General features: G+C 42.2%; 20 protein-coding genes and 1 pseudogene. 4 read left to right on the top strand and 17 right to left on the bottom strand.

What is annotated here, in order from left to right; genetic code table 11:
• Nucleotides 1-114: 114 nt before the first annotated feature.
• Nucleotides 115-888, top strand: a complete 774-nt coding sequence (locus G4P54_RS07350) for a CAP domain-containing protein (protein ID WP_167872239.1) — start codon at nt 115-117, stop codon at nt 886-888.
• Between the two features lie 37 nt (nt 889-925).
• On the opposite strand, the gene G4P54_RS07345 is transcribed toward G4P54_RS07350, so the two are convergent.
• Complete coding sequence (locus tag G4P54_RS07345; protein ID WP_420809526.1) at nt 926-1807, bottom strand: NAD(P)-dependent oxidoreductase; 882 nt, start codon at nt 1805-1807, stop codon at nt 926-928.
• A gap of 146 nt (nt 1808-1953) precedes the next feature.
• A complete protein-coding gene (mcpC, locus tag G4P54_RS07340; protein ID WP_167872237.1) occupies nt 1954-3921 on the bottom strand; it encodes a methyl-accepting chemotaxis protein McpC in 1968 nt (655 codons plus the stop codon).
• A gap of 356 nt (nt 3922-4277) precedes the next feature.
• Here mcpC and G4P54_RS07335 point away from each other — a divergent pair, with 356 nt between their 5' ends.
• Nucleotides 4278-4532, top strand: a complete 255-nt coding sequence (locus tag G4P54_RS07335; RefSeq protein ID WP_240939744.1) for a hypothetical protein — start codon at nt 4278-4280, stop codon at nt 4530-4532.
• A gap of 8 nt (nt 4533-4540) precedes the next feature.
• Here the strand turns inward: G4P54_RS07335 and splB are convergent, their stop codons facing one another.
• From splB to papB, 8 genes are all read right to left on the bottom strand, one after another.
• Nucleotides 4541-5569 (bottom strand): spore photoproduct lyase, encoded by a 1029-nt coding sequence (splB, locus tag G4P54_RS07330; protein ID WP_151267374.1) that lies wholly within the window; start codon nt 5567-5569, stop codon nt 4541-4543.
• Nucleotides 5570-5646: 77 nt separating this feature from the next.
• On the bottom strand, nt 5647-5886 hold the full coding sequence (gene splA / locus G4P54_RS07325) for a splAB operon transcriptional regulator SplA (RefSeq protein ID WP_024716262.1): 240 nt from the start codon (nt 5884-5886) through the stop codon (nt 5647-5649).
• Between the two features lie 90 nt (nt 5887-5976).
• Nucleotides 5977-7689: a phosphoenolpyruvate--protein phosphotransferase gene (gene ptsP / locus G4P54_RS07320; protein WP_024716263.1), complete on the bottom strand. Its 1713-nt coding sequence runs from the start codon at nt 7687-7689 to the stop codon at nt 5977-5979.
• Entirely contained in the window at nt 7689-7955 is a 267-nt protein-coding gene (locus tag G4P54_RS07315; RefSeq protein ID WP_003218637.1) for a phosphocarrier protein HPr, read from the bottom strand. The genes ptsP and G4P54_RS07315 overlap by 1 nt, the downstream gene beginning before the upstream one ends.
• 96 nt (nt 7956-8051) lie before the next feature.
• Complete coding sequence (gene ptsG, locus G4P54_RS07310) at nt 8052-10151, bottom strand: PTS glucose transporter subunit IIABC (protein WP_024716264.1); 2100 nt, start codon at nt 10149-10151, stop codon at nt 8052-8054.
• A gap of 228 nt (nt 10152-10379) precedes the next feature.
• Nucleotides 10380-11225, bottom strand: a complete 846-nt coding sequence (glcT, locus tag G4P54_RS07305; RefSeq protein WP_489687040.1) for a glucose PTS transporter transcription antiterminator GlcT — start codon at nt 11223-11225, stop codon at nt 10380-10382.
• 83 nt (nt 11226-11308) lie between these two features.
• Entirely contained in the window at nt 11309-12274 is a 966-nt protein-coding gene (locus G4P54_RS07300; protein WP_167872235.1) for a LacI family DNA-binding transcriptional regulator, read from the bottom strand.
• A gap of 280 nt (nt 12275-12554) precedes the next feature.
• Nucleotides 12555-13649, bottom strand: coding sequence for a di/tri-peptidase (gene papB / locus G4P54_RS07295; protein WP_167872234.1), 1095 nt, complete (start codon nt 13647-13649; stop codon nt 12555-12557).
• A 151-nt stretch (nt 13650-13800) separates the two neighbouring features.
• Between papB and G4P54_RS07290 the strand changes: the two genes are divergently transcribed.
• Nucleotides 13801-14004: a hypothetical protein gene (locus G4P54_RS07290; protein WP_024716268.1), complete on the top strand. Its 204-nt coding sequence runs from the start codon at nt 13801-13803 to the stop codon at nt 14002-14004.
• A 37-nt stretch (nt 14005-14041) separates the two neighbouring features.
• Here G4P54_RS07290 and pfeT read toward each other — a convergent pair whose 3' ends face one another.
• The 5 genes from pfeT to G4P54_RS07265 all read right to left on the bottom strand — a co-directional run bounded on the left by pfeT (nt 14042) and on the right by G4P54_RS07265 (nt 19315).
• The gene (gene pfeT / locus G4P54_RS07285; protein WP_167872233.1) at nt 14042-15955 is read right to left on the bottom strand and encodes a metal-transporting ATPase PfeT; all 1914 of its coding nucleotides are present in this window, start codon (nt 15953-15955) and stop codon (nt 14042-14044) included.
• A gap of 235 nt (nt 15956-16190) precedes the next feature.
• Entirely contained in the window at nt 16191-16688 is a 498-nt protein-coding gene (stoA, locus tag G4P54_RS07280; protein ID WP_024716270.1) for an endospore biogenesis thiol-disulfide oxidoreductase StoA, read from the bottom strand.
• Nucleotides 16689-16737: 49 nt separating this feature from the next.
• Nucleotides 16738-18075: a sporulation protein YkvU gene (ykvU, locus tag G4P54_RS07275; RefSeq protein ID WP_024716271.1), complete on the bottom strand. Its 1338-nt coding sequence runs from the start codon at nt 18073-18075 to the stop codon at nt 16738-16740.
• A 117-nt stretch (nt 18076-18192) separates the two neighbouring features.
• Nucleotides 18193-18822: a cell wall hydrolase gene (locus tag G4P54_RS07270; protein ID WP_024716272.1), complete on the bottom strand. Its 630-nt coding sequence runs from the start codon at nt 18820-18822 to the stop codon at nt 18193-18195.
• Between the two features lie 298 nt (nt 18823-19120).
• Nucleotides 19121-19315, bottom strand: a complete 195-nt coding sequence (locus G4P54_RS07265; protein WP_024716273.1) for a protein YkzS — start codon at nt 19313-19315, stop codon at nt 19121-19123.
• Between the two features lie 163 nt (nt 19316-19478).
• Here G4P54_RS07265 and G4P54_RS07260 point away from each other — a divergent pair, with 163 nt between their 5' ends.
• Nucleotides 19479-19664, top strand: coding sequence for a YkvS family protein (locus G4P54_RS07260; RefSeq protein ID WP_003232446.1), 186 nt, complete (start codon nt 19479-19481; stop codon nt 19662-19664).
• 119 nt (nt 19665-19783) lie between these two features.
• Here the strand turns inward: G4P54_RS07260 and G4P54_RS07255 are convergent, their stop codons facing one another.
• A complete protein-coding gene (locus tag G4P54_RS07255; protein ID WP_167872232.1) occupies nt 19784-20074 on the bottom strand; it encodes a DUF3219 family protein in 291 nt (96 codons plus the stop codon).
• Nucleotides 20075-20346: 272 nt separating this feature from the next.
• Nucleotides 20347-20613: pseudogene (locus tag G4P54_RS07250) on the bottom strand (HNH/ENDO VII family nuclease); the annotation flags it as partial.
• Nucleotides 20614-20724: the final 111 nt, after the last annotated feature.

Genomic DNA, 20724 nt, shown 5'->3' with positions numbered 1-20724 from the left:
GTTACAAACATGACAATCTCTTTTTGTCAAAGGAAACGGATGGATTCTTTATGACAAAAAAGCTATGTTATGATTTTTTTGTAGAAACAAACAACTCTAGGAGGTTACGAACTAATGAAGAAAGCATTTATTTTATCTGCTGCCGCTGCGGTTGGTTTTATCACATTCGGAGGCGTACAGCAAGCATCAGCGAAAGAACTCTCCTGCCAGCCTGTGGTGACGGTAAAAACGGGGAACACAGTGCAAAACATGTCACTTAATGATGCAGTGAAAAAACTGCATGTTAACACAAATATGAAAACCTTAAACACTGCAAACGAAAAAGAGCTTGAGCAGCTTCTTCAAAAACATGCCAAGCAATCTAACATGAATATTCAGGATGTTCAAAAGACACAAACGGCAAAACCAGTGCAAAAAGCGACAGAAAAAGCACCTGCTGAACAAAATACTGCTTCTAAAGCACCTGCAGCAGCTGCAAAAACTAACACAACAACATCTGCACCTTCATCTGTAAGTGCATATGAGAAAAAAGTTGTTGAGCTTACAAATGCAGAAAGACAAAAACAAGGCTTAAAACCGCTTCAAATTGATGCAACGTTAAGCAAATCTGCACACGCAAAGTCTCAGGATATGAAAGACAAGAACTACTTTGATCACCAGAGCCCAACTTACGGCTCGCCGTTTGACATGATGAAATCTTTCGGAATCAGCTACAAAACAGCAGGTGAAAACATTGCTAAGGGTCAAAAGACACCGGAAGAAGTAGTAAAAGCTTGGATGAACAGTGAAGGACACAGAAAAAACATTCTAAACCCTAACTTTACACACATCGGCGTAGGCTACGTTGAGTCTGGCAGCATCTGGACACAGCAATTCATCGGAAAATAATAAAAAAGATTGCCTGTTTCGTACAGGCAATCTTTTTTTATTTCACCCAAAGCTTATATATACTCTGTGTTCCGCTGTTTTCTTCACCTTGTGCTGCGAGCTTGTCATATAAGGATTTCGCAAGCGACAAGCCTGGCATGTCTTCCCCCATTAATTGCGCTTCCTCTAGCGCAATTCCCATATCTTTTATAAAATGCTTCACATAAAAACCTGGTTCAAAGTTGCCTTGCAGCATACGGGGGGCAAGATTCGACAATGACCAGCTTCCAGCTGCACCCGTCGTAATGCTTTTTAAGACATTTTCAGGCTGCAGGCCTGATTTTTGAGCATATGCCATCGCTTCAGCAACACCAATCATTCCTGCTGCAATTGCAATCTGATTACACATCTTGGTATGCTGGCCGCTTCCGGCCGGCCCTTGGTACTGAATATTTTCACCCATTAAAGAGAAAATCGGCAGGCAGGCTTCAAATGCTTCTTTTTCTCCCCCGACCATAATTGCGAGTGTTCCGTTTTGTGCACCGATATCTCCGCCGGAAACAGGAGCATCTAAAGCGAACAATGCTTTTTCTGTCGCTGCTTCAGCAATCTTCTTCGCAAGCGACGGTTTAGATGTCGTCATATCAATGAGATATGCGCCTTCTTTTGCGTTTTCAATAATTCCGCTTCTTCCGAAATACACTTCTTCAACATCACTGGGATAGCCGACCATTGTAATGATAACGTCCGCTTCTTTTGAAAGATCTTTGACCGTATCTTTCCATACCGCGCCTTTTTGCAGTATGCTGTCTGCTTTTTCTTTTGTCCGAGTGTACACCAATACAGGATGGCCGTCATTGAGAATATGTGATGCCATGCTTTTTCCCATCACTCCAAGACCGATAAAACCAATTGTTTTTTTCAAGGTCATTCCTCCCAGATGTTTCGTTTTGTTTTGTTTTGTTTTTAGTTAAAATTTATCATTTTTCCTTCATTTTCTAGACTATCATATCTATTCTTTATATTGTAGACTCAAAAAATAAAAAAAATCTCCAAAACAAATCATGTTTTGGAGATGAAATTGGATTACAATGTGAATTTCGCAATTGTGTTCATAAGCTCTTGGCTTGCATGTTTTAACGTTTCTGTTGAGTACTTGACTTTATCAAGAGTGATCAGCTGTTCATCAGTTGATGCGTTCACTTCCTCTGCTGCGGCAGCTGATTCCTGTGATATGGCTGAAATGCTTTGAATGGCTTCAGATATCGCGAGCTGTTCGTCACTCATTCTTTGAATTTCTTCATAAATATGATCAATGCCTTGTACCAGCGATTGCATTTCTGTGGTTATCGTGTTTAATACCTCTCCTGTCTCATGAATGGCATTGTTTTGTTCATCATTCATTCTGCTTGCCTCAACCATTGCGTGAGAGGCCTCTTTTGTCTCAAGCTGGATAAGCTTCACAGTCTCGCTGATATGCTTTGTAGATAAAGCTGATTGTTCGGCAAGCTTCCGCACTTCATCGGCTACGACGGCAAAACCGCGGCCGCTTTCCCCGGCTCTGGCTGCCTCAATGCTGGCATTTAAAGCAAGCAAGTTGGTCTGGTCAGAAATATTCGAAATCGCAGTAACGACCTCTTCAATATTCTTTGTTTGATCTTCCAAATCAAGCAGCATCGTTTCAACCTTTTTCGTTTCCATGTTGGCTTCGTTTGACTTCATCAGCAGCTGGCCGAGCGCGTCAAGTCCCTTATAGCTTGCATCCTCAGACGATTTTGAGCGTTCTTTCATTCCGCCCGCCTCCTGAGCGATCTGCCTGATTTTTGTTGACAGGTTTTCTGATTTTTCGTTGATGGTCTCAACTTCAGAAGCCTGTTCTGATGCTCCTGCGGCAACCTCCTCAATCGCTTTTGCAATTTGTCCGCTTGTTTCATTTGTTTCCGCAGAGACAGCCGTTAATTGCTCAGAGGTATCATATACTTTCCCTGAAGAAAGTCTCACCTGCTCAACCATTTCCTTCATATTTTCAACCATCTGGTTAAAGTCTCTTGTTAACATACCGACTTCATCCTTGGATTTGGATTCCGCGTGCACTGTTAAATCGCCAGCGGAAACTGCTTTCGTTTTTACGATCAGCTGCTGTATCGGCCCGGTTATCGTTTTGGCCAGAAAGTAGCTGAGAATTATTGTGATGATGAGCGCAATCAATGAGATCCAAAGATTCGCCCGATTCATTTTATCTGAAATCCACATTAATTGATCAGTATCAAATTGCGTTCCGACTTTCCAGCCCGTTTCACCAATGGTTTGATACACAACCATTTTCCCATTTTCATCCTGTATCCCATTTTTCTCAGATGCAATGGCTTTCAATGTTTGATCCTTTGATATATTTTTCCCTTGGTTTGACGGGTGGGCTAATAGATTGCCGCTCGCATCAGCTAAAAAGGCAAATCCATTGTAAGGCACTTTTTGCTTATTGACCATACTCTGAATCGCAGAAAGTTTTAAGTCATAGCTGGCAACCCCGATTACTTTTTGCCCGTCAAGAACCGCTTTCGAAGCAGTGACAATCATATCTCCTGACACGACATCCTTATAGGGCTCGGTCCAAACGACTTGATCCGGTGTTTCAGCAGCAAGCTTATACCATGGTCTTGAAGTCGGATCATAATCATCAGCGAAATGGGCTTTCGGATATGTAAACATTTCTTTTTTTGCGGTGCCTATGTAAGCCATCGCAACATAATCATCGCTATCTTTGATTTGCTTAATGTCATCATTAAACAGCCGAGAAGCTTCTTTACTTGGTTTTGTTATAAATGTATGAGTTAATTCCCCATTAGCCAATCTTGATAAAGAAATAGCATAACTCTTTAATTGCAATTCAATATTTTGTTCAAGTGACTGTGTCACGTTTTGAGTTGTATTTTTCCCTTCCTCTGTAATCATCGGTTTTAGCGTCAAATAAGAAGACAGCATTAAAAGAACAACTGTGACAATTAACATCAATGAAACAAAAACAGCAACCTTCATGTGAAGTTTTTTAAACAAACCAATCCCCTCCTAATTTCTATATCGGCCCTTTCGTTAAATAAATGAATAATCAAAAAATAAATGATATGAAAATCAGATTATATTTACTGAAGATTCAATTTTCTTTTTCGAGGACACATACGGGGAGTGGGCATTATAATCAAACAAATGGATGTGCAAACAGCAGAAAATTTGAGGCTCTGACCATTAGAAACTAAAGTGAGAGTGGTATAAAAGGGCTGATTACTCTTCAAAGAAAATGTTCTCTGCCTGTTTTTCACAAGAAAGAACCATTGAATCTCCTAACCATACATGGGCGCAGGCAACAGACAACGGGGCTATTAGAAAGCACGGCCTTCTTCGAAATACTTTCAATGGAAATCAGAAAATGGCTGATGTACGAGCTGACTGTTGACGTGACGGGCGGCTGGAACCCTTCCCGGCGGCGGGCGCTTTCAATATGTTGGAGTGGCGGGCAAGAAAAAAGACATGCGCTGTCCTTTCTCCCCCATTGCGGCCGTTCACCGATTCGTGTTGCCAGACATGATTTAGAGGACAAAGAATCATTGAATTCTGGTGTTTTGATGGAATGGAATCCTTTTTATAAAAAAGCGAGCTGTTCATCATAACAGCCCGATTAAGTGAAATATTCGATTTTTGCGTTAGGGAAATAAGTATCAATATAGGATTCAAGCGCTTCTCGAAGAGCGTGCTCCTCATCTTTTTGATAAATATATTTTCCGATCCCGTAACGGCCCCATTTATATCGTCGCTTTTCTTCATCTAATTCGAGCTTTGTCTTCGGATAATTCTTCTCTATGACCCGTTTGGCCGGTTTGGTAAAACGGTGCTGAATTAATTCAAAAGTAATGTCATGTCTGACATCCTGCGGCAAAGCAGCATCAAGCTTTTCAAACAGATGTCTGTACCCTTCCTCCCAGCCTTCATGAATATAAATCGGCGCAACGATAAAACCTAGCGGATACCCTGCTTTTGCAACCTTTACTGCCGCTTCTATCCGCTTATCAAGAGGGGAGGTTCCCGGCTCAAAGTTTTTAATCACATAGTCGGCATTAATACTGAATCTGAATCTCGTTTTCCCGTTATGCTTTGCATCTAATAGGTGATCGACATGATGGAATTTCGTTACAAATCTGAGCTTTCCAAGCTCACTTTGTCCAAAATGTTCAATGGCGCGCTTCAGCGTGTGTGTCAGATGATCGATTCCTACTATATCTGATGTACATGAGGCTTCGAACCTTGTGAACTCTGGTGCGCGCTCCTTCATATACTTATCCGCCTGGTCTAATATTTCTTCGACGTTTACGTAGGTTCTGATATACGGCTTAGACCCCATCGTTGTTTGCAGATAGCAGTAATGGCAATGCCCCATACAGCCTGTTGCAAACGGAATGGCGTATTCTGCCGAGGGTTTGGAAGAGTCAAACTTTAATGTTTTCCTCACACCGATGACTAAGGTTGACTTCGCGTTGCGATATTGCTGAAGATGATTTTTCCCTGGAATGTTACGAACCTGATTGTGGGATGTCGTTTCTCTGATTTCAATCCCCATTTTCTCAAATTTATCTTGCAATTCTTGGGCCAGCGGATATTCCAGCGCTCTCGGTTCAATATACACAAGCTGCGGAACAAATGGATTTTGCATAATGCCACATCCTTTTCCTTTACTAACGTTACTTTTCTCATAAAACGGAAAGGATATGAGTTGTAATGATTTCCTTGTTACTCATACGGGTCGATATCAAATAGTTCTTTGTAGAGAGATTTAGCTTCCTCATAATTTGAAAACACAGCATCGTCCTCTGCAAACGGATGATAGGTTTCATAAATAAACAGCGAAAGCTCACCCTCATGGTATGGATGATGCACGATTTCAGCTTCCTTTATGTGGGCAACATTGGCGGCGTGCGGATTTCTGTAGATCACGTACACTGTATCTCCTGCATTAAATTGGTTTGACATACTATCCCTCCTAGCCATGTTATTGTGCCCTTCAATCCCCTTGCTTATGAAAAAAACCAGACGGGCCGGAGGCCGTCTGGTTTTTAGATATTACTTGAATGTTTCTTTTACGAACGCGACAACTTCTTCTGTCGTGCTCATAGATAAGATTTTTTCTTTGAATGACTGTGCTTCTTCTTTAGACAATTTGCTGATTTGTGTTCTTGCCGGAAGGATAGACGTTGCGCTCATTGAGAACTCATCTAAGCCTAAGCCGAGAAGGATCGGAATCGCAATCTCGTCTCCTGCCATTTCTCCGCACATGCCAACCCATTTACCTTCTTTATGTGCCGCTTCAATTACGAGTGTAATCAGGCGAAGGATTGCCGGGTTGTATGGCTGATACAGGTAAGATACACGCTCATTCATACGGTCAGCTGCCATTGTGTATTGGATCAAATCGTTTGTTCCGATACTGAAGAAGTCAACTTCTTTAGCAAACTGATCAGCGATGACTGCAGTTGACGGAATCTCAACCATCATACCGACTTCAATGTCGTCAGATACAGTCTGTCCCGCTTTTACGAGCTTTTCTTTCTCTTCAAGAAGGATCGCTTTTGCTTCTTTGAATTCGTTAACTGTCGCAATCATAGGGAACATGATTTTCAAGTTTCCGTATGTACTTGCACGAAGCAGCGCGCGAAGCTGTGTTCTGAAGATTTCTTGCTCTTCAAGACAAAGACGAATCGCTCTGTAACCCAAGAACGGGTTCATTTCTTTAGGAAGCTGCAGGTAAGGAAGCTCTTTGTCTCCGCCGATATCAAGTGTCCGCACGACAACTGATTTTCCTTCCATACGCTCAAGAACCGTTTTGTAAGCGTCAAATTGCTCATCTTCTGTAGGAAGCTGATCTCTTCCCATGTAAAGGAATTCAGTACGGTACAGGCCGACTGCTTCTCCGCCGTTTTCAAGAACGCCTTTTACATCATCAGGAGTCCCGATGTTCGCTGCAAGCTCGACATGATGGCCGTCTTTTGAAACAGTCGGTTCATTGACAAGCTTCGCCCACTCAGCTTTTTGAGCCAGATAAGCATTATGTTTTTCTTCATACTCTTTTACAGTTTCCGCAGCTGGGTCGATAATGACATCGCCATTAATACCGTCAACGATAACAGTCACGCCGTTTTGGATCGTGCCTGTAGCCGCTTTCGTTCCGACAACTGCAGGAATCTCAAGAGAGCGCGCCATGATGGCAGAGTGAGATGTGCGTCCGCCGATATCAGTTGTGAATCCTTTTACGAACTCACGGTTTAATTGAGCTGTATCAGACGGTGTTAAGTCTTCAGCTACAATAATAACCTCTTCTGAGATCATGCTTGGGTTTGGAATTTCAACGCCAAGCAGGTGGCCGGTTACGCGTTTTGTAACGTCGCGGATATCTGCCGCACGCTCTTTCATATATTCATTGTCCATGGATTCAAACATGGTAACAAACATAGAAGACGTTTCTTTTAAAGCGAATTCAGCGTTCACTGAATCAGTGCTGATTTTTTCTTTCACAGGGTTCAGAAGCTCAGGGTCACTGAGAACTAAAAGGTGAGCAGAAAAAATATCAGCTTTATCCTGACCCAGTTCTTTCAAAGCGTGCTCTTTGATTTTTTCGAGCTCTTCTTTTGAACGTGCAATCGCTTCATCGAAACGGCTTACTTCCGCTTCAGAATCAGAGATGTTTTTCTTTTCAACCGTTAAATCTGGCTCTTCAAGCCGGTACGCTTTTGCAATCGCGATGCCGGCTGAAGCGCCAATCCCTTTTAATTCTTGCATTACTCGCCGAGTCCTTCGCTTTTCATTGTTTCTTCTAAAGCGTTAAGAGCATCGTTTTCGTCAGCGCCAGTAGCAGAGATTGTGATCTCAGCGCCTTTAGCGATACCTAGAGACATAACACCCATGATAGATTTAAGGTTAACTGTTTTTCCGTTATATTCCAAGTTAACGTCAGCGTCATATTTGCTTGCAGTTTGTACTAGAACTGTCGCAGGACGAGCATGGATTCCAGAATCTGCAGTTACTTTAAATGTTTTTTGTGCCATTTTTATCATTCTCCTTTTAACTAAAAGCTATATTACTCCACAATATTATATCATACAGCCGTACTTGTCATCTGACAAGCACAGCGTACAAACACCTTATTTCTCAATCTTCACAATATCTTCTTGTTCTCTCTTGACTGAGCCGCTTGCTTGAATGCTGACTGATTCTCCTTCAGCAAGATTCGTAAATACAATCGGTGTCATGAGAGACGGTACATTCGGTTTGACTGCATCAAGATCGACTTCAAGAAGTTTTTGTCCGGGTTCAACGCGGTCTCCTTCTGATACGAAAGACGTAAATCCTTCGCCCTTCAAGCTGACAGTATCAATACCAAAGTGGATCAAAATTTCTCTTCCGCCATCAGATTGCAGGCCGATCGCATGTTTCGTCGGGAACACATTTAGAATTTTCCCTCGAACCGGTGATACGACAATACCTTCTGAAGGGAGAATCGCAAAACCGTCACCCATCATTTTTCCTGAGAAAACTTGGTCAGGAACATCGGTAATCGGGTGAATTTCCCCAGTGATCGGAGAAACGAAAACTTCTTCGCCGATTTCATTTTGCAGCGGTTCTGCAATCACTTCCTCAACCTGCTGACCTACTTCTTCCTGTGCGGATGTTTTCGGTTCAGGTCTTGGTTTGCGTCCCGCAATGATATCTTGCATTTGTGTTTTTAAACCGTCAGAACGCGGTCCGAAAATAGCCTGAATGTTATTGCCGACTTCAAGCACACCGGATGCGCCCAGCTGTTTCAGACGGTCTTTATCAACCTTTTTCTGATCGTTTACTGTCACACGCAGTCGAGTGATACAAGCATCAAGATGTTTGATGTTTTCCTGGTCACCCATTGCCTGAAGGATCTCATAAGGAAGATCTCCTGCTTCACCAGTTTTCCCAGATGCTGCTGTTTCAGTATCAGCATCCTCGCGTCCCGGTGTTTTCAGATTGAATTTGCGGATCGCAAATCGGAATCCGAAGTAGTAAATGACCGCAATCCCTAAGCCGACAGGGATAACAAGCCACCATGCCGTCCGGTTCGGCAATATACCGAATAGGAAGTAGTCTATTAAACCTCCGGAGAATGTCATACCAATCTTAACATTCAACAGCTGCATGACCATGAATGAAAGTCCGGCGAACAGGCAGTGAATCGCAAACAGGATAGGGGCAACGAATAAGAATGAGAATTCCAATGGCTCTGTGATCCCTGTTAAGAAGGATGTCAAGGCTGCTGATCCCATAATACCTGCAACAAGTTTTTTGTTTTGCGGTTTTGCTTCATGGTAAATCGCAAGCGCCGCAGCAGGCAGACCGAACATCATAAATGGATATTTCCCCGTCATGAACGTACCTGCTGTTAATTGTACGCCGTCTTTAATCTGCGCCATAAAGATACGCTGATCCCCGCGGATGATTTCCCCTGCTGCACTCTTATAGCTGAAGAATTCATACCAGAACGGCGAATAGAAAATGTGGTGCAAACCAAATGGGATAAGCGAACGTTCAATCACCCCGAAGATAAACGCAGCAAGGGTTGGATTCGCTTCCACTAATCCTGTTGAAAAGGCATTCAATCCATGCTGGATCGGAGGCCAGATCACTAACATAATAAGACCCAGAATCAGTGCAGAAATTGACGTAACAATTGGAACGAAACGTTTACCCGCAAAGAAACCAAGGTATTGCGGCAGTTCAATTGTGTAAAATTTGTTAAACAATAGTGCGGCTAACACACCGACGATAATACCGCCGAACACGCCAGTCGCCAAGGTAGGTATACCAAGCATGTTTACATAAGCAGGATGGTTTTCCGTAAAGAATTTGGCTCTTTCAATTGAATCAGAAGGAATGGTTCCGTTTGCAAGAAGAACCGCACTCATGGATACGTTCATTACCAGATAACCGATAATCGCCGCAATCCCTGCAACTCCATCACCGTTAGCAAGCCCGATGGCTACACCTACTGCGAAAAGAAGCGGAAGGTTATCAAAAACAATCTGCCCAGCGCTTTCCATCACACTTGCTACAAGCTGAACATTGTCATTGCTCAAGAAATGCAGGACTTGAATCATGTCCTTATTTTGCATCGCATTCCCAATCGCAAGCAAAATACCCGCAGCCGGAAGGATCGCAACTGGAAGCATAAGCGCACGCCCAATTTTTTGAAGAACGCCGAATAATGCTTTAAACATAGAATTGACCTCCTCTTTTTACTAGTCTGACCTTACAGCTAAAAATCATGACAACGAATTCACAGGCGTAAGTCTTCCAGTTTAACCGTTTACATTTGCCCTTTTACACAACAAAAAGGGCATGAGCAAAATTGGGTGCGCAAAAGAACGAGAATGGACTTCCCGTTTTTTCCCCTCAATCACTCATGCCTGATCGGATCAGTAACACGTTATAAGGATAAACTGAATCTATGAAATTTTATTGGTTAATCGGTACAGATGAAGCGTGAGATAAACCGCTTCCGCCTCATGAACTGGTTTCTTCAATGTTTGCTGTAAGATTTTAATCAATTTCCAAGCTGTATTGTAGCATAGCGGATATTCATTTTTCAATAATAACATTAATTTTTCTGGTTCTTTCGTCGGTTCTTCTTGTTTAATTCTTTCTATTGTATATCTGATATGCCGGATCAGCCGCAAATAGTTGACACTTTCCTTATTCACTTTCATTTGAAACGCGTCTTCAATCACTTCAACAAGTTGCGCCATCAGCTGCGAATGCTGATTGACTTCAGACAGCGGACGGTTTGTCAAAGCTGAATGGATGTGCAGGGCGATAAAACCAATCTCCCCTTCCGGAAGGCAGATTCCCGCTTTTTCATTGATCATATCTATGACTTCTGTGGCAATTTGGTACTCCTCTGGATAAAGTGACTGAGTCTCCATTAAAAATGGATTTTTCATATCAAATCCCTGCTGCTGTCTTTTGATCGCAAATGCGATATGGTCTGTCAGCGCAATGTGAATATGTTCATTTAATGAGTGGTTCGTCCTGTTGCTAATGTGATAAATGACATCGTTTGAAATATCAACGAGCTTTTCATCTACATAGTCAAGGAGCTTTTTATACTGCTTTTGTTCCTTCTCGTCTTTTAAAATGAACATTTTATCGTAGCCTTTATCTTCAATGACATCATCTTGTTTTTTTCCGAAACCAATACCTTTTCCGATTAAAACGACTTCGCTGTATTTATGATGAGAAGCAATTAATACGTTATTATTCAGTACCTTTTTCACTGTGAAGGACCCATTCACGATCCTCAGCTCCTTTGTCATTCAATACCTCATATCGTACATAACGAACGGAATGCACGTCAAACCTTTTTTCGATGCTTTCACTAAACAGTCGATCTTTCGATGAGACGGTAATCCAGAACTTTCCTTTCATTCGATTGACCCTGAATTCTTTTTTTCAGCATGGCAAACGCCTGCTTTCCCATTTCCTTTGTCTGAATATCAATGGTTGTAATACCAAGTGCTTGGCTGATTTCGTGGTTATCAACGCTTAAGATTGCCAGCTCTTTGGGTACTTTTACTTTATGGGCCCTTGCTTCCAGTAACAGCCCTGCTGAAACCTGATCATTAGCTACAAAAATAGCCGTCGGCTTTTCCTCCCACTTTTTCCACTTATGAAAAAGCGCCTTCCCGTCATTAATTGTAATCGCTTTCTCCATCACCCAACCTTCACGAAATACCTCACCGATCTCTTCCAATGCTTCTTTATAGGCTTTGATTCGAAAATGGCTGTTCATGCCTTTTTTTCTTGCCAGACAGATGGCTATTTTTTTGTGCCCTTTGGCAATTAAATAGTCCAAGCCGTACCGGAATGCTTCTTGGTGAGGAATGCTGATCGTTGGGAAACGGCTGATATCTGAATTCTGGCATAGCAATATCGGGCCCTCCCATTCCATAAGTTTCTCATCGGCTATCGCCTTTGAGCAAAAAATCAATCCGTCAACCTGGCGCTGCTTTAATTGGGACAGCGCAAAAATTTCTTTCTGTACATCGTAGTTTGTTTGGAATAAAGAGAGGTGAATTCCGGATTCCGCTGCTGCATCGGCTATTCCTGCGATCAGCTCTGCAAAATAAGGCAGGTTAACCGTCGGCAAGACTATACCAATCATGTTTGAACATCCTTTCGACAAATGTACAGCGTGAATATTTCTCGTGTACTCCAATGCTTCCATTGCTTTAAGCACTCGATTTCTTTTGTCTTCACTGACGTAAGGATGATTGTTTATGACTCGGGAAACCGTTGTAACGGAGACACCTGCTTTTTCAGCAATGTCTTTGATATTAGCCATAGATTCCCTTCTTTCTAAATCCCTTGATCTGGAATGCGTTTCATACAATATGATAAGAGCGTACCAGACATATTTTATGTTTTTTGCTGAAAGGAGAAGATCACATGGGTTTCTTCATTTTAATTGGGTTATGTCTCACTGTTCTAGGCGGCAGCTGTCTTGCTGTGAAACCTCTCAACCAAAAACATGAAATTAAACCATTTCGAACATTTGATGATTTTTTTATTTAATGAAGATAAAAAAGGACGATGTCGAGAACAAAGTCCTTTTTTACTTCCTGTTACGGCAGTATGATTAATTCCTTCGGATATTGAGTCAGAGCAACCGCTCCGTCCTTTGTTACATGGACGTCATCCTCAATACGCACGCCGCCGATCTCAGGCACATAAATCCCCGGTTCGATCGTGTAAACCATGCCTTCCTGCAGCAGTGTATCGTTGGCTTGGCTCATTGATGGGTACTCATGGACAGAGATTCCGAGTCCGTGTCCCAGCCGGTGAGGAAAATAATCACCGTAACCTGCCTTTTCAATGATTCCGCGGGCAGTCAAATCCAGATCTCCGATTCTGACGCCGGGTTTGCTTGCCTCAATCGCGGCTTTTTCTGCTTGAAGCACGGTTTCATAAATATCCTCTTGCTTCGAATTGATGGTTTTATATGCAAACGTTCTTGTAATATCGGAGCAGTAGCCGTCAAGAATGACACCGAGATCGAATAAAACAAAATCACCCTTCTTCAACGTGGCTGTACCCGGATTTCCGTGAGGCTGGCCTGATTTCCCCCCGAATAAAACCATTGTGGAGAAAGACATGCCCTGAATTCCTTTTTTCTTCAGTTCATACTCGATTTGAGCGAGCACTTCCACTTCACTGATCCCTTCGCGCAAAGCGGCTGTGCCGACTTCAACACCATAATCGGCAAGCTTTGCCGCCTCTTTCAGCAAACGAATTTCATTGTCGTCTTTAATCAGGCGAAATTGATTGAGTGTTTCTTCTGCTGAAACAAATTGAGCCTCGCCCACTGAATGCTTCAGCTGTTCTGCACGAGAAAGTGAGATTGAATCCTTTTCTATCGCGAGTTTATGTATGCTGATATTTCGCTTTTTCAAGGCTTTCTCTATCAGCTCCCACGGATTTTCGTGATCTGCATAGCCAATGATTTCATGATTCAATCCTGCGTTGCGGGCCTGGGCTGCTTCCATTCCAGGACAGACGAAGAAAGGCTCCTCTTCTTGAAAAATAAATAAACCCATTAATCTTTCATGCGGCTCTGTGTAGAAACCGGTTAAATAAAAAACATTTTCTTTCGTATGAATAAATGCGGCAGTATGCCCTGCTTCCTTCAGCCATGAAGAGACGCGCTGTATTCTATTCACTTCTTGTTCCTCCCTGCCATTTGCAATACATTGTTCTGTCTTTATTGTAACAGGTTTTACGGGTGTTTGCCTTTCGCGGCGCCTTCATTTTGTTTCCTGCTTCTCTTCCTGTATACTGACAGTAGAGTTCAATCGCAGGGAGTTGTTCCGTTTGCTGATGAATTTTTTCAGACGAAAAGCAGTGATGCTCTTAACGGTTTTGGGAATTTCCGCTCCTTTTATCGGTATGAAGATGGTCGGCTTTTATTATTACAGCTCTATCATAGGCTGTGCAGCAGGCTTCCTATGCTGCATCCTCGCTCTCATCATCGTTATGAAAAGATCGGATAAAGACAAAAAAGAAGGAAACGCTTGATACATAAAAAACCAGCAGCCCTAATGGACTGCTGGTTTTATTTTAGGAGTCTTAACCCGTTTAATATAACTAAAATCGTACTTCCCTCATGGCCGATCACACCAAATGGCAATTCCATCACCTGCAAAAAGTTTGCACAAATCAGCAGGCAGATCACTGCTAGAGAAAACACGATATTTTGTTTGATAATCTTGTTCATTTTCCGTGACAAGCGGCACATGTTGACGAGCTTTTTTAAATCGTTTTGCATGAGGACCATATCAGCGGTTTCAAGAGCAACATCTGTTCCTCCGCCCATTGCAATGCCGACATCCGCTGCTTTGAGTGCCGGCGCATCATTGATCCCGTCACCGACCATTGCAATCGTTCCGAATTCTTCTTTTAACCGTTTGATTTCATTCACTTTTTGGTCAGGCAGGCATTCTGCCGCAACAGTTGTCATTCCGGCTTCATTCGCTATCGCTTGAGCCGTGTCCTCATGATCTCCTGTCAGCATGGCCGTTTTAATCCCAAGTCGGTTCAGTTCTTCCATGACCTCTTTTGCTTCGGGCCTGATTTGATCTTTCAGTGCGATACAGCCGGCGATTTGATCATCCTTTTTCACAAATACAATCGTGTGGCCGCTTTGAATCACATCTGATGCTGTTTGTTTGATAAATTGTGCTGTGATTTCCTCACCGATAAAACCCGCTTTACCAATCTTCCATTTCGCGCCAGAGACTTCTGCCATCACGCCAAACCCTGATGTTTCTTCTATAGATATATAGCCGGACTGATTCACGCCGCGGCTTTCAGCGTACGTTGTGATCGCTTGAGCGAGCGGATGGCTTGATTGCGTTTCGATAGCATAGACGGCCTCAAGCACCTCCGTTTCATTGAACCCTTCTGCGATTCTGATCGTCTCAACGGCAGGCTGGCCTTTTGTTACAGTGCCCGTTTTATCAAAGGCGATCATTTGCACAGAGCCGAGCTGTTCAAGAAAGACGCTTCCTTTTACAAGCATGCCGTTGCGAGCGCCATTTGAAATCAAAGAAAGCGCTGCTGGCATAATAGAGGCGACAAGCGCACAAGGTGAAGCGACAACCATAAACACCATTGCGCGGTAGAAGGTTTCACTCCAGCTCCAGCCCAGCGCAAAGTGCGGGACGAATAACAGGAGAGCCACCGCAATTAACACACCTTTAACATAAGCATTTTCAAATCGTTCGATGAAAGCCTGTGCGGGTGAAACACTGTTTTGCGCAGATTCAACCAGTTTGATAATTTTTCTGAATAACGAATCTTCATTGGCTTTCGTGACACGGACGGTCAAGGAGCCGTTGCGATTCACAGTTCCCGTAAATACAGCGTCGCCGGTATTTTTTTCTACAGGCATTGATTCACCTGTTAATGCTGACTCATCAAGGCTTGTTGAGCCCGATTCGATGACACCGTCTGCCGCTACGCGTTCTCCTGGTTTAATCACAATCATGTCACCGGCCTGCAAGTCCGAAACCGGAATTTTTTTGGTTTCGCCATTGACCATCAATGTTGCTTCTTCAGGCTCAAGCTGCATTAAAGATGTTAAATCTCTGCTGCTTTTATTCATCGTATATGTTTCTAAAGCGCCGCTTAAGGAAAAAATAAATATTAAAATAGCACCCTCCGCCCAGTATCCGATCAAGGCTGAGCCTATGGCGGCAAAAATCATTAACAGTTCTACATTCAGCGTTTTGGATTCGAGTGTTTCTTCGATTCCTTCCTTTGCTTTTGCAAATCCGCCAATCACAAAAGCCAGCAAGTAAAGCGTTACCGAAAATACTGGATGTTCAGATAAGAGCCAGCCTGCCAAAATAAGCGCGCCTGATACAAGAGCTGCAATAAGCTCCGCATGCTGTGCCCAGTTCTTTTCTCTCTGTTCTGTTTGTAATGGCTCTTGCGGATCACGTTGAACGATAACTTCTTCATTCATATCGAATTCTCCTCTCTAATTGAGAACGCAAATCATATTCATTTCTCTTATAAAAAACAAAATCGCCGCCCAAAAGGCAGCTTGATCTCAGTTATTTCTTGATATCTTCCTTTATTATAGCATGCGGGTTGAGAATTTCAATTATAATTATTTTAATTTCTTTTTGATAATAATTATCATTAATAATTAGCCAATTCTCCACGATATGAAAAAAGCTGAGAGCATATGCTCTCAGCTATTCTTCCGTCCATTCTCTCAGTTGTTCCGCCGTCATCGGGCCAGTCTTTGTTTTTTCAATTTCTCCCTTTTCATTAAGCAAAAACGATGTCGGGATTGTGATGATGTGATACTCCTTCATCAATTCTCCTTTTGAATCAAGAACAATCGGGAACGTCAGCTTGTTAGCTTTAATAAAGTCTTCAACAGCTTGCTGGTTTTGTTCCGAGTTCACTAAATTCACCGTTATCAGCCTTACGCTGCCTGATTGGTGGGCATCATAAAATGATTGGAACTGGGGAAGCTCCTTTTTGCAGGGCGGACACCACGAGGTCCAAAAATGGAGGATGGTTTTTTGCCCTTTATTCGGAATCGAGATATCCTCCCCTTCTATCGTTTTCATAAGAAAAACAGCAGGAACTGCAGGCTGTTTTTCCTCGGCAGCTGCTGTATCAGGAAACCATGCAATCATCACCAATAACAAAAGGGATAAGGTAAGCAAGCGTTTCGTGAACATGGAATCTTCCTTTCATGCTTTTCAATTAGCTTGCCCCAGCTTTTCTTTATCATCCTTCAATCCGCGGCGTTCTGTTTCCTCCTGTAAGGAAAACAGATACCTGCAGCGCTTTGCAGATCGTGGCATAGTGAAGGCTCGTCAGCAAAATCATGCCGGTATTCATTCCCAAGATAATCCCGAGCATTTGCAAATTTTCCATTGATCCCAGCACATACATCATACTTAGTGCAACGATATGGCTCCACACATTGTGATAAAAAGCCTCTTTCACAAACCCCATCCCGATTAAACACGCCTGAAGCGGCATGACAAATAGATGGAAAAGAAAGTATGGCCACAATAGCTGCAAGTAATACTGCGCTTCAGGAGAGTGAAAAAAAAGATGTGTGAGAGGTCCCGCAAACTGGAACATGATCCAGACAGCCGGTATGCCGTATCCAAGTGTAATGAAAATGGACTGCTTCAGCCTTTTTAGTACGATATCATACTGCGAAAGCGCATAAGCTTCCGAAATACTCGGTATCATGACAACCATTAACGAATGAGCAATAAAAGCGGGAAACGCCCCTATCGTTACAGCCACTCCGGCCAGCATCCCGTATTGATCGATCGCCGCTGTCCCGGCAACGCCCGCTGCCAAAAGCGCTCCTTTTACTAAAAAAGGTTCAATCGCGTTGACAACTGCATGGAAAATACGCAGTCCTGTTGTAGGAATGGAAACGGCAAGCAGTCTTTTTCTCACATCCTTTCCGCGCAAATGAATGTGCTGCTGACCGGCTACCGCCCGCCTTGCTATGATGAATTGCGAGTATAAATAAACAAGCACGACCACATCACTTACCACTAGGACAAACAAGGAAATCAGCACAGCCATGTCCAATTCAAATGAGTACCATTGAAAAAAGAGGAATAAGCACAAGAGCTGGATGATTTTTTTCATCACATTGGCGATTGCGATCTTCCCCATTTTCTGCACACCCATAAAGTAGCCTCTGGCAATTGATGTAAAGGCGACAACAGGAATTAAGCCGATGACAATTCCTTTAATAAACGGGTGGTATGTATCAAATACCGGAATAAACGGAAGCGCAATACTGGCGGCGGCAGTAGAAAACGCTGTAAAAATGGCTGTCATTCTGAAAGCGTGCCTCAGCATGCTTTCATGAAGCTTAGGATTGGATTCGGCTATGAATTTAGAAATCGAGATCGGCAGTTCCAGGCTTGCGATGACAATAATTAAAAAGATCGTGGGCAAAATACTCATGTAAAGCCCCATCCCATGCTCGCCAAGCTCCCGCGCCAAAATCATGTTCACGACAAATTCAAGGCATTCAGCGAAAAAGGCGGCAATAGATAAAAGAATGATCCCTTTCACAAATCGATTCATGGTGTCTCCCCTTGTCTCTTGTACTACCAACATCATATGAGACAAGTTCAAAAAATATTTTATTTTTACTCTTTATATGAAAAAAAGCACAGCTGAGACAATTTGTCTCTTCTATGCTTAGATGGCAAAAACATGCCTGCCGATTTTTTCTACGGTTTTTCTAGAACGAATCCAATTATCTGAAGCTGTTTTCGGATTATAAAAGAATATGGCATCTGTTTCTCTATTTTTTGAGGACATCGCTTCTTTGGCAGCAGCAATCGATTCTTTATCAGGCTTTTGATTAATGCTTCCGTTTCCAACCGGTTCAAAGGCGTTTTTCTGATAAATAACCCCTCTTATGGTATCAGGAAACCCTTTTTTCTCCGTCCTGTTCAGCACAACGCTTGCTACAGCGACCTTGCCCTTATAGGATTCTCCCTTAGCCTCTGCGTGAACCAGACGGGAGAGCAATTCTTTTTCAGACGTTGTATATGTCTCTTTCTTTTCAGTTGTTTTATCTGGCTTGTCATTCTCTTTCTTTTCAGTGTGTGCTGATAGCTTGATCGGCTTTATTTTTTTCTGGTCCTTATCAGCAGACAGTGAAGGGAAAGATTCGTATCTGTCTTTCTCTATATGGGTAAGCCATTTCGCTTCTTCATGTTTTGTCTTCTTTGTGCTCAGTAGTGAAGCATGTGTATGTTCAATTTTTGCTGCAGGCATGAAACAAAGAAGAAAAACAGCCAGAGCAGTGAATTTCGCCGTCATACAGTTTCCTCCTTAAAGTGCTCAAAAAACACTTTACTACCTTAACAAGAGATCAATACATTTTCACGGAAAAAGATTTTCCAACAATCCCAAGAAGGCACCAGAATGGAATATGCAGGATAACCGTCTGGTTAATGGAAGGAAAACAACCTATACATTCTATAATTTTTGGAAATACAACACACATTTATCCACTTTTGGTGATTTACAATTTATTTACGCCTGTTACAGCCGAGTGTAATAAAGGGCTTGGAAGTTGTCATATATGATAAAAAGGCTTCTCACGGATGAGAAACCTTCAGCTTCTTGGCTGTTCTAAGTATTGAAAGATGACATCTCCGCCTTGCTGGGCAATTCCTCGGAAATGTTTAAAATCAGCTTGTTTAGATAACACGGACCTAAAATCCAGGAAATGCTCTTTCTGGACTCTCAGTTCGTTTATGGCGCCGGTGCGCAGCTGTTCAATCATTTCTGTTATCTCTTCGGGACGCAACAAAAATTCCCCCTTTTCTTTCTTTTGACGAAAATCAATATATCATCTTTATAGCGACAGGACAATTCATATGGAAAGAAAACTCCTTATCGCTTTACTTCTCAATAAAAATACTGCAAAATACTTTCAAAAGGCATTATTATGTTTAAAGGAGAGGAAGCTTGTGAAAATCGCTAAGGTTGGTAATGTCATTGAATTTAAAAACGGATTAACCGGTGTTGTTGAAAAAGTAAATGAGAATTCTGTTATCGTTGATGTGACGATTATGGATAACTATCGGGATCTTGAGTTAGATTCATTGACAGTTGTTAATCATAAAAATTATAAGATCATCAGAGACTCCTATTAAAACCTCCTAATTTCCACATTCTTTCGCAAAAACTGCAAGACAAAAATTAAACACCTTACATATGAAATTCGCTTTCTCAAAAGCTGCCGGCCGGCAGCTTTTTTACATAAAAACACCGATCACGAATCGGCGTTTTTGTCTATTTCAGTTATTTCTATATAAAACTCGCTGACGGCTCCAGGTTCATACAGGTTGGTCAATGACGTTGAATAATTTGTGATTTCTCCCCGGAAGGCAAGATCGCGTTCCGGAACCTCAACATTAAACGTTTTTTCATACAACAGGACAGCGATATCATGGTAAGTCTCACTCGTAACGTTTAGGGTACATGCAACTTTCCGCTTCGGCCCGCTCTCCTCTTGATATGCAGCTATTTCTAACGTTACATCATTTAATCGCAATGTCTTCACTTCGTATCACTCCTTTATAGTCCATGCATCTTAGCATACCTAAACGAACGTTTACAATAAATCTGTTCTGATCAGTTATGTTAACCAATTCTTTAGAAAAGACACCTTTACAAACATATGTTCGATAAACTATAATAAAACTGACGAGCTGCCATCCAGCATCCCGTCTTTTCATTAGAAAGCGGCGAGTGGAAATCCCCCCGGATTCACTCGTCTTTTTTTAGATTAAGTCCCAAGCGCTGTGGGTTCATACATAAATTTTCACTCTCAAATTATTTTGCTCTCCACCTCCAATTTTTGTTTCTAAAGCTTTCGTACTGTGCTTTTAAAACTTTCATCGTCAACCTTAAGCTTATGAATAACGTCACTATATTTTGTATGTAGACTGTTTGGAATTTCGCGTATTGAACTAGGCTCTTCTTGAATTAAGTGGTGTAAAATTACTCATGATCCATCTTTTATATAGTGCATTCCCTTTTCATAAGCTGAAGGTTTGAAACACCAAATTCAGTTTTTTGATTAATATCAATATCTTTCATTGCGCATTTAATCTTTAATTTCCCCAAGCGGGTATGACGCAAGTAGCAAATACTAAGCTAGAGACAGGAGGAAAACGATTTTTTTATACGACTTCTTCAAGTAAATCCCCA

Origin of the sequence: Bacillus tequilensis (assembly GCF_012225885.1) — a bacterium.
GTDB lineage: Bacteria > Bacillota > Bacilli > Bacillales > Bacillaceae > Bacillus > Bacillus tequilensis.
The sequence above is the reverse complement of the archived record's forward strand: the minus strand, read 5'-3'. Positions and strand labels throughout refer to the sequence as shown.